At 69.6% G+C, this 9,934-nt stretch carries 9 protein-coding genes; 7 read left to right on the top strand and 2 right to left on the bottom strand.

The features are described from left to right. Positions 1 to 289: 289 nt before the first annotated feature. The 3 genes from K206_RS0127810 (at position 290) to K206_RS0127800 (ending at position 3,047) form a co-directional block, all read left to right on the top strand. Entirely contained in the window at positions 290 to 856 is a 567-nt protein-coding gene (locus tag K206_RS0127810; protein ID WP_020205648.1) for an acetyltransferase, read from the top strand. Next, positions 837 to 1,880 (top strand): glycosyltransferase family 2 protein, encoded by a 1,044-nt coding sequence (locus K206_RS0127805; protein ID WP_020205647.1) that lies wholly within the window; start codon positions 837 to 839, stop codon positions 1,878 to 1,880. Before K206_RS0127810 ends, K206_RS0127805 begins: the two co-directional genes overlap by 20 nt. A 564-nt stretch (positions 1,881 to 2,444) precedes the next feature. After that, the gene (locus K206_RS0127800; protein WP_020205646.1) at positions 2,445 to 3,047 is read left to right on the top strand and encodes a helix-turn-helix domain-containing protein; all 603 of its coding nucleotides are present in this window, start codon (positions 2,445 to 2,447) and stop codon (positions 3,045 to 3,047) included. A 46-nt stretch (positions 3,048 to 3,093) separates the two neighbouring features. On the opposite strand, the gene K206_RS39505 is transcribed toward K206_RS0127800, so the two are convergent. Both K206_RS39505 and K206_RS0127790 read right to left on the bottom strand, forming a co-directional pair. Continuing rightward, positions 3,094 to 4,170 (bottom strand): ornithine cyclodeaminase, encoded by a 1,077-nt coding sequence (locus K206_RS39505; protein WP_043367170.1) that lies wholly within the window; start codon positions 4,168 to 4,170, stop codon positions 3,094 to 3,096. Positions 4,171 to 4,210: 40 nt separating this feature from the next. Next, positions 4,211 to 5,110: a dimethylarginine dimethylaminohydrolase family protein gene (locus K206_RS0127790; protein WP_020205644.1), complete on the bottom strand. Its 900-nt coding sequence runs from the start codon at positions 5,108 to 5,110 to the stop codon at positions 4,211 to 4,213. Between the two features lie 204 nt (positions 5,111 to 5,314). Between K206_RS0127790 and K206_RS0127785 the strand changes: the two genes are divergently transcribed. From K206_RS0127785 to K206_RS0127765, 4 genes are all read left to right on the top strand, one after another. Continuing rightward, a complete protein-coding gene (locus tag K206_RS0127785) occupies positions 5,315 to 5,737 on the top strand; it encodes an Lrp/AsnC family transcriptional regulator (RefSeq protein ID WP_020205643.1) in 423 nt (140 codons plus the stop codon). Positions 5,738 to 6,368: 631 nt separating this feature from the next. Next, positions 6,369 to 8,684 carry a catecholate siderophore receptor Fiu gene (locus tag K206_RS0127775; protein WP_020205642.1) on the top strand — a complete coding sequence of 772 codons (2,316 nt, stop codon included), beginning with the start codon at positions 6,369 to 6,371 and terminating at the stop codon, positions 8,682 to 8,684. A gap of 68 nt (positions 8,685 to 8,752) precedes the next feature. Then, the gene (locus K206_RS0127770; protein ID WP_020205641.1) at positions 8,753 to 9,439 is read left to right on the top strand and encodes a Fe2+-dependent dioxygenase; all 687 of its coding nucleotides are present in this window, start codon (positions 8,753 to 8,755) and stop codon (positions 9,437 to 9,439) included. Between the two features lie 56 nt (positions 9,440 to 9,495). Continuing rightward, a complete protein-coding gene (locus K206_RS0127765; protein ID WP_020205640.1) occupies positions 9,496 to 9,900 on the top strand; it encodes a Fur family transcriptional regulator in 405 nt (134 codons plus the stop codon). Positions 9,901 to 9,934 lie beyond the last annotated feature (34 nt).

Below are 9,934 nucleotides of genomic sequence, written 5' to 3'. Positions count from 1 at the left end.
CGACTGCCGCGCCGCCGCCCGCCTTTCCCCCTTCCCCTTCGTCCTTCCCCTTCGTCCGTCCCTTTCGTCCTTCCCCCGCTGCGCCGCGGGCCGGCCCGCGCCGCGCCGCCGCGCGCGCTGTGTGAGGTGCCGCACCGAAGCGCGCCGGCCGGCGCGCCACCATGAGCTCACCCCTTCCCGCGCGCCCCGCGTCCTCCCGGCGCCAGGCGCGGCCGGTGCGGGACCAAGCCCGGCCGCCGGCCGGGGCGCGCGCGCGTGCCGCGGCCGCCAACCATCGAGCGCAACGACGATGATCCTGCAAGGCAACGACCCGACCACCGGCGCCTCGTTCACGCTGGGCAACCGGCTCCAGCGCCAGCTCTGGCAGTGCGTCTGGCTGTGCCTGTTCCGGCCCAGCCCGCGCCCGCTGCACGCGTGGCGCGCGGCGCTGCTGCGGCTGTTCGGCGCGCGCCTCGGGCCGCATGTGCACATCTACCCGGACGTGAAAATCTGGGCGCCGTGGCAACTGAGCGTGGGCGGCCACAGCGGCGTGGCCGACGGCGTCACGCTCTACAACATGGCGCCGATCGAGATCGGCGCCCACTGCGTGGTCTCGCAGGGCGCGCACCTGTGTACCGGCAGCCACGACTACAACAGCGCCAATTTCCAGTTGGTGGCGCATCCCATCGTGCTGGCATCGCACGTGTGGATCTGCGCCGAGGCCTTCGTCTCGCCGGGCGTGTCCCTGGCCGAAGGCGCGGTGGTCGCGCCGCGCGCCGTGGTGACGCGGAGCCTGCGCGCGCCCTGGACCGTCTACGCCGGCGTCCCGGCCCGGCCCATCAGCACGAGGACAAGACATGGCACAGCCCCAGCCTAGTCCGGCCAGCGCGGCCGGCCAGATGCAGCCGCGGCACGCCGCGCCCGGCGTCTCGGTGCTGATCCTCACGCGCAACGAGGAGCAGGACCTGCCGGGCTGCCTGCAGAGCGTGGCGTGGTCCGACGACATCCACGTCTACGACTCCATGAGCACCGATGCCACCGTGCAGATCGCCCGGCGCTTCGGCGCCCACGTCACGCAGCGGCCGTTCGACAACTGGGCCAGCCACCAGAACTGGGGCCTGCGCCATATCCGCTTCCGCCATCCCTGGGTGTTCTACATCGACGCCGACGAGCGCATGACGCCCGCGCTGGTCGAGCAGGTGTGCGCCGCCGCGCGCGGCGCGCGCGACGAGGTGGCCTACCGCGTGCAGCGGCGCGACTTCTTCCTTGACACCTGGCTGCGCCACGTGCAGGCCGCGCCGTTCTACCTGCGCCTGTTCCGGCCCGAGCGCATGCGCTACGAACGGCTGGTCAATCCCACCTCGATCCCCGACGGCCCGGTCGGCGAACTGTCCGGCTATCTCGACCACTTTCCCTTCAGCAAGGGCCTGAGCCACTGGATCGCGCGCCACAACGGCTACAGCAGCCTGGAGGCGCAGCAGACCATCGACAACCGGCGCGGCAAGGCGGACTTCAGCCTGCGCGAGGCGCTGTTCGCGCGCGACTTCCACCGCCGGCGCGCGCACCAGAAGGAGCTGTTCTTCCGCCTGCCGCTGCGCCCGCTGGCCAAGTTCCTGCTGCTCTACCTGGGCAAGCGCGGCTTCCTCGACGGCCGCGCCGGGCTGACCTACGCGATCCTGCAATCGATCTACGAATACTTCATCGTCATCAAGACGCGCGAACTCAGGGCGCAGGCCACGGCCGCGGCCGCCACCGCGGACGGCGACCCGGCCGCGCCGGACCTGGTGCCGTGCAGCGAGCCCGCGCTGGCCGCCGACCTCGCCAGGCTGCCCGCCGCCGCGCCCGCTGCGATGCCGGCCGCGCTGCCCGTGCTCGAGACCGCCGGCTCCGGGCCGGCCTAGCGCCGGCGCCGCCCCCTCATGCCCGCCGCCGGCCACGCCGACGCGCGCGGACGCAAGCCATCTGCCGCGCGGCGCGCGGGCGGGCGTCCCGCGCGCGCCGCCGGCTGCCCTTCGCGCACCGCGACGGGGCATCCTGGGTGCAGGGTAGACCCCGCTTCAGATGTCTGCATTGTTTGCGATAAATTCCGCTGGCCGCGTGTCTGCCAGAACGCGACAATATGCGTTTAAAGACAGAAGTGGGAGCGTTCGAGGCGTTTTCGAAATATTTGCCACCCCCCGGTGGCAGCGTATGTTCGATAACGCATATGATTGGAAACCGGCATTCTTCCCTTGGAAGAAGAAGGCACCTGTGACGCAAGATCACGTCCTTGCATGGCTGCGGAGCACCTCCGCTTCCGGCGCCCGGGTTATCGGGCAGGTCATGCAAGAGGCTCAGGGTGCCGGCACGCCATGCGTCGTTGCGCTTTTTTTACGCGCGGCCGGAATCCAAACCAGCGCGGGAGGCACGCGCTGTCACTGCCAGTCGCACCGCAGTGCGGAGTTTTCTTGTTAACGGGTGAACGGATGAAACTGGATTCAGAACTGGCTGAAAAGCCTTACTACAGCACGCGTACCGCCGCCAAGCTGCTCAATGTCTCGTTGGGCACTGTACAGAAGATGGTGGAGCGCGGCGAACTCGGTGCCTGGAAGACCAACGGGGGCCACCGCCGCATTCACAAGGAGACCGTGCACCGGCTGCTGGCCACGCGCGTCGGCCAGGACCTGCCGTCGGTGCACGAGCTCGATCTCGTGGTGTTCCACCCCAACCACCAGGAAGCCCAGCGCATCCACGCGCAACTGGGCAAGTGGGGCCTGCCGCTGAAGAGCGTGGTGGTGGAGGACGTGGTGGACACGATCATCACGTCGGTCAGCTCGCACCCGCGCGTGGTGCTCTACTACGTGGAAGAACTGAGCGACGCCGAGTCGGCCACCATCGAGAAGCTGCAGAACTTCTTCGCGCGCCAGAACGTCATCTTCGCCGTGATCACCAACCGCCAGGCCTACGACGGCGTGGCCGACGCCCTGCAGCACTGGGGCATCATGGTCTTCCTGAAGACGCCGTCGCTCGAAGAGGTCAAGGGCTTCCTGCGCGCGCAGCTGATGATGACGCGCGGCGCGGCCGGCTGAGCCCCGCGGGCATCCGCCGGCACGGGCGGCCGATGCCGATGCCGGCTCACGCCGGCTCCGCCTCCGCCGCGCGCGCGGGCAGCAGCGCGGCCGCCGCCATCATCCAGCCGTAGAGATCGCGCGGGTCGGGCGGCGTGGCCACCAGCTCCACGTGGCTGCCGCGGTGCCGCGCGTGGGCCGCGGCATGAAGCCAGCGCAGCGCGGCGTAGTCCTCCAGCGCGAACCCGACCGAATCGAACACCGTCACCTCGTGCGCGCCGCCGCGCCCCGGCGCGCGCCCGGCCAGCACTTCCCACAGCTCCGTGACCGGCCAGTCGGCCGGCAACTGCTGGATCTCGCCCTCGATGCGCGTCTGCGGCGCGTATTCCACCACGATGCGCGCCGCGCGCAGGATGTCCGCGTGCAGCTCGGTCTTGCCCGGGCAGTCGCCGCCGACCGCGTTGATGTGCACGCCCGGCGCCACCATCTCCGCCGTCAGGATGGTGGCGCGCGTCTTGTCCGCGGTCACGGTGCTGACGATGTCGGCGCCGTCCACCGCGGCGCGCGCCGATGCCGCCGCCACCACCCTCAGGCCCGGTATCCCGTCGAGGTTGCGCGCCAGCCGCGCGGTCGCGGCCGGGTCGATGTCGAACGCGCGGATCTCGCGGATGCCGAGCATGGCGTGGAAGGCCAGCGCCTGGAACTCGGCCTGCGCGCCGTTGCCGATCAGCGCCATGACCCTGGCGCCGGGCCGCGCCATCGCGTGCGCGGCCAGCGCCGAGGTGGCCGCGGTGCGCAACGCGGTGGCCAGCGTCAGGTCGGCCAGCAGCAGCGGAAAGCCGCTCGCCACCTCGGCCAGCACGCCGAAGGCCATCACCGTGGGCATGGCCGCCAGCGCGTTGCGCGGATGGCCGTTGACATACTTGAACGCATACTGCACGCCGTCGCTGGCCGGCATCAGCTCGATCACGCCGCCCGGCGAATGCGAGGCCAGCCGCGCCGATTTCTCGAATGCGTCCCAGCGCAGGAAATCCTGGCGGATGTGATGGGCCATCTGCGCGATGGCGCTGGCGACGCCGGTCTCGCGCACCAGCGCGGCCACGTCGCCGGCATCCAGGAAGCGGGTCAAGGCGATCTCTCTCATGATGTTCCCCCGTTGAATGGCGTGCGCGCCCGGCCGGCGCTCACGCGGCGGCCGGCGCCGCGCGCGTGCCGCCGGTGGCCTGCGCCGCCGCGCTGGCGCGGTCCAGCCGCAGCGTCATGCAGTACGCGCCGCCGCCCGACAGCATGAACGGCGACAGGTCGACCTCGCGCAGGTGGTAGCCGCGCTGGCCCAGCTCGGCGCGCAGGTGCGGCGTGGTGCGCGTCATCACGATCTGGTCGTGCAGATTGACGGCGTTGACGCTGAAGTGGCGCAGGTCGTCCTCGCTGGCCTCGATGCGCTGGCTGGCCGGCACGCGCCCGCGCAGCGTGCGCAGCGCCTGCGGCGTGAAGGCCGGCGGGTAGTACAGGATCTCGCCGCCCGACAGCGGGCAGAAGCACACGTCGAGGTGATAGCTCTGCTCGGTGGCCAGCTCCAGCGCCACCACCTCGCGGCCGAAGCGCTGCGCCATCACGTCGGCCGCGGCGCGCGTCGAGCGCGGGCCGAAGCCGGCCCAGAAATGGCCGCGCACCGCGTCCCAGATGCAGTCGCCCGCGCCCTCCTGGAAACAGCCTTCGGGCAGCACGCTCACCGCGTCGATCAGGCCGCGCTCGCGCAGGCCCTCGAAGATGCGCGCGAACGGCGCTTCCTCGCCGGCGCGCTCGGGATGGCGGAAGCGCGCCAGCACCGCGTGGCCGTCCAGCACCACCGCCGCGTTGGCCGGGAACACCATGTCGGGCAGGCCCGCCGTGCCGGGCGCGGTCTCCACCGCGAAGCCCGACGCGCGCAGCGCGGCGTGGAGCGCCTCGAACGAGCGCACCGCGTGCTGGTGCATGCCGCGCGGATCGCGCGCCCAGAGGCCCGGGTCCATCCACGGGTTGATGCTGTAGGACACGTCGTAGTGGGTCGGGTCGACAAGCAGGATGGTGGGCTGGTGGATCACGCTGGCTCCTTTCTGGGTGACGGCTGCGGGGGTGGAAGGTGCGTGCGGTCCGAGGACCGCGGTGACTGCATTCTGGTGCAGTGCAGCGCTAACTAAAAGGCAGCAGGTTGCGCAATCCGCCTGCTATGCTTTTCATATCGCCAGTTTCATCTGGCGAATCGCCAACCCGATCCAGGTACACCCCAGGCCACCCCGGAAACCCGCATGGACGACACCGACCGCCAGCTTCTCGCCCTGCTGCGCGACAACGCGCGCCTGCCCGCCACCGCGCTGGCCAAGGCCCTGCGGGTGTCGCGCGCGACCGTGCAGAACCGCATCGACAGGCTGGAGAAGGAAGGGCTGATCGTCGGCTACACGGTCCGCCTCAAGCCCGAGGCCGAGGCCCACCGCATCCGCGCGTGGATGACCATCGCCGTGGAAGGCAACAAGGGCCGCCAGGTGCTGCAGGCGCTGCGCGGCGAGCCCAACGTGCAGGCCCTGCACACCACCAACGGGCGCTGGGACATCATCGCCGAGCTGCGCGCGGACACGCTCGAGGCGTTCGACCGCACGCTCGACCGCATCCGCATGATCGACGGCATCGGCGCCACCGAGACCAGCATCCTGCTGTCGAGCTACAAGCTCTGAGCGGCATGCGCTCCGGCATGCCCGCCGGGAGCGCGCGGTCCGGCGTAAACGCGCGTGACCCGGTGTAACCCCGCGTAATCCTGTGTAATCCCGGCGTGGCACCCGGCCGCGGCGCCCCGCAGCGGGCCGCCGCATCGCCTTTCCCCCCTCTCCCTCCCCCTCCGACGACACGCGGCCAACCCGGGCGTCCCGCTTCCTGGCTGGCGCGCCGCATGGCCGCCGGGCGCCCCGCCGGGCCCGCCCCGGCGCGGCCCCGGCGGCATGTTCGGGATGCCCGCCGTGGCGTCTCCTGCCGCGCATAAGTTCAATTTATTTAAGTCTGTGTTGCAAAAAATACATTACGGAAACTAAAATGATAATTATTTTCATTTACGTAGTGATCCATGCGCCACCAATGGAGATCGGAGGCGGCCGCGACAGGGATCCCGCACAGCAAGAGGAGGTGCCGCCTAAACCACTTGGATCCAAATCATCCCCGTCATCACATGGCGTCGGCAGCACCGCAACGCGCGAACCTGGCAAGCGCTGCCCGGCGACATGAGCATCAGCATGGCCGCATGCATGCACTGGAACGGGTGCCCCTATGACGATCTGTATCTGCCGCGATACGGACCCATCCAAAACACGACAAATGTCTTACATCCGCAGTCGAAAATCCTCGCCCTCCGAGTCCCGCACGGGTTATCCGTCGCTCGCCGGAGCCGCCGCCACCATCGCCACCGGCCTGACCCTGGGCTGCCCGCTGCCCGCCGCCGCGCAGGCCGCGGCCCCGTCGGAAGTCACGCTGCCGCCGGTGCAGGTCAGCGCCGCCTCGGGCACCTACAAGACCGATACCCTGGCCTCGCCGAAATTCACCGAGCCGCTGAAGGACACCACGCAGACCGTCACCATCATCAACCAGGAAATCATCAAGGACCAGCAGGCGACCACGCTGACGGAGGCGCTGCGCAACGTGCCCGGCGCGGGCACCTTCTTCGCCGGCGAGAACGGCAGCACCAGCACCGGCGACGCGATCTACATGCGCGGGATCGACACCTCGAACAGCATCTACGTCGACGGCATCCGCGACACGAACACCACCTACCGCGACATGTTCAACACGCAGCAGGTCGAGGTCATCAAGGGGCCGTCGGGCTCGGACTACGGCCGCAGCGCGCCGAGCGGCTCGATCAACCTGATCACCAAGCAGCCCACGCTCGACAACAGCTTCGACGCCAGCCTGAGCGCGGGCACGTCCAGCTACGCGCGCTCGACCATCGACTGGAACCGCGCGATCGGCGAAACCACCGCGTTCCGCCTGAACCTGATGGGGCACAAGGCCGACGTCGCCGGCCGCGACGAAGCCGAGAACCAGCGCTGGGGCATCGCGCCTTCGCTGGCGTTCGGCCTGAACACGCCGACCACGGTGTACATCGACTACATGCACGTGAAGCAGAACAACGTGCCGGACGGCGGCGTCTCGACCATCGGGCTGCCCGGCTACCGCGCGCCGAACGCCGCGCTGTCGCTGCTGAACACGAGCGGCAGGGTCGACACGCACAACTTCTACGGCACCGCGTCGGACCACGACGACTCGACCACGGACATGGCCACCATCCGCGTGGACCACCGCTTCAGCGACACCACCACGCTGCACAACACCACGCGCTGGGCGCAGACCAAGCAGGACTACCTGCTGACCTCGTTCATGGCCGCCGCGACCAACATCGTGACGCCCAACCCCGCCGATCCGTCGACCTGGACCATGACGCGCACGCCCAACCTGCGCGACAGCGTCAACCAGATCCTGAGCAACCAGACCAACGTCACCAGCAAGTTCGCGACCGGCAGCTTCAAGCACGACATCAGCGCCGGCGTCGAATTCACGCACGAAGAGCAGACCCTGTACGGCCACAATTCGCCGACGCTGCCCAACGTCAGCATCTACAGCCCGAACAGCAGCCTGTTCGCGACGAACTACGGCAAGAACGGCGCCGACTCCAGCGGCTCGACCAACACCGTCGCCGCCTACCTCTTCGACACGGTCGAGCTGACCGACCGCATCCAGGTCAACGGCGGGCTGCGCTGGGACCACTACAACACCCACTATTCGAGCGCCACCGCGTGCGGCGGCACCGGCCGCACCGTGGTGGCCTGCCCTGGCGGCGTCGCCGCCGGCACGCCCGTGACCACGGTCAACGCCTCGACCTCGGGCAACCTGTTCGACTGGAAGCTGGGCGCGCTGTACCGCGTGACGCCGAACGGCAACGTCTACGCCAACTACGCGGTTTCGCAGCAGCCCCCGGGCGGCGCCAACTTCGCCCTGGCCGCGGCCGGCAGCGGCAACAGCGCCAACCGCATCGACTTCTCGCCGCAGCGCGCGAAGACGGCCGAGATCGGCACCAAGTGGGAGCTGTTCGACAAGAAGCTGCTCACCTCGGCCGCGCTGTTCCGCACCGACATCACCAACGAAGTGCAGTTGCTCGACGACGGCACCTACGGGCAGATCGGCAAGAAGCGCGTGCAGGGCATCGAGCTGGGCGCGGCGGGGCAGATCACGCCGAACTGGTCGCTGACGGGCGGCTACACCCTGCAGAACGCCACCGTCGCGGCGGGCAGCGCGGTCTCGCAGGACGGCTCCAACCTGCTCTCCTACACGCCCAAGCACGCGCTCTCGCTGTGGACCACGTACAAGCTGCCGCTGGGCTTCACCATCGGCGGCGGCGCGCGCTACCTGAGCGGGCTCAAGCGCGGCACGGACGGCGCGGTCGGCACGCCGGACCACACCGATCCGTACTGGGTGTTCGACGCGATGGCCAGCTACCGCGTGTCGCGCAACCTGAGCTTCCAGGTGAACGTGTACAACATCTTCGACAAGAACTACGTCGCGTCCATCAACAAGAGCGGCTACCGGTATTTCCCGGGAGCGCCGCGCACCGCGCTGCTGACGGCTAACATCAGCTTCTGACGGCAGCCAGGCCGCCCCGCCGGCGGCCGCGCGCGGCCGGCGGGGCACCAATACAACATGTCGACATCATGATTCTCCACATCCCCGGCGTGCTGAGCGCCGCAGAAGTCCGGACCCTGCGCGGCAGGCTCGAGTCCGGCGCATGGGTGGACGGCCGCGCCACGGTCGGCACCGCCGGCGCCAGGGTGAAGAACAACCGCCAGGCCCCGGCCAATGCCCCGGCCTCGATCGAAATGGCGGGCATCGTCACCGAGGCGCTGAAGAAGAACGCCCTGTTCTTTTCCGCGGCGCTGCCGCTGCGCATCGCCCAGCCCTTGTTCAACCGCTACGACAGCGCGAATCTGGAGCACTACGGCTTCCACGTCGACGGCGCGGTGCGCGCCCACGACCACAGCCCGGGCTGGCTGCGCACCGACCTGTCGGCCACGCTGTTCCTGTGCGACCCCGAAGAATACGACGGCGGCGACCTGACCATCCGCGACACCTACGGCGTGCACGAAGTCAAGCTGCCGGCCGGCGACATGGTGCTGTACCCGTCCACCAGCGTGCACTGCGTCACCCCCGTGACCCGCGGCAGCCGCCTGTGCTCGTTCTTCTGGATGCAGAGCATGATCCGCAACGACGGCCGGCGCACCATGCTGTTCGAGCTGGACCAGGCCATCCAGTCGCTGCGGACCCGCTGCGGCGAGTCGGAAGAGCTGCTGACGCTGACCCACCACTATCACAACCTGCTGCGCGAATGGTCTGAGATCTGAGCGCCGAGCCCCTTCGGATGGCCCACGCCACGCCGCGCCCCCGCCCCCTTTCCACCATGAGCGCTTCCGAATCCGTACTCCGCGACGCCGGCCTGCGTCCCACCCTGCTGCGGCTCCAGGTCCTCGGCGCGCTGCAGCGCTGCGCCCACGCGCACCCGACCGCGGAGGCCCTCTACGTCGCCCTCCGGGACGCCGGCAACCAGGTCGGCATCGGCACCGTCTACCGCGTGCTGGGCGACATGGAGAACGCCGGCATCGTCCGGCGCAGCCAGCTCGGCCACGGCAAGTCGTTCTACGAGCTGTCCGACGGCAGCCGGCACGTCCACGTGGTCAGCATGCAGGACGGGAAGATCTTCAAGTTCGAGGACGAAGCCCTGCTCGAACGGCTGGACCGCTTCGTCGCGGAAAAAGGCTACCGCATCGTGGACCTGCAGCTCACGGTCTACGTGCAGCCCGCCTGAACCCGCGCGCGGCCCGCCTGCCCGCCTCCCGCCC

The sequence above is a fragment of the Cupriavidus sp. WS genome (assembly GCF_000395345.1).
Lineage (GTDB): Bacteria > Pseudomonadota > Gammaproteobacteria > Burkholderiales > Burkholderiaceae > Cupriavidus > Cupriavidus basilensis_B.
The sequence above is the reverse complement of the archived record's forward strand: the minus strand, read 5'-3'. Positions and strand labels throughout refer to the sequence as shown.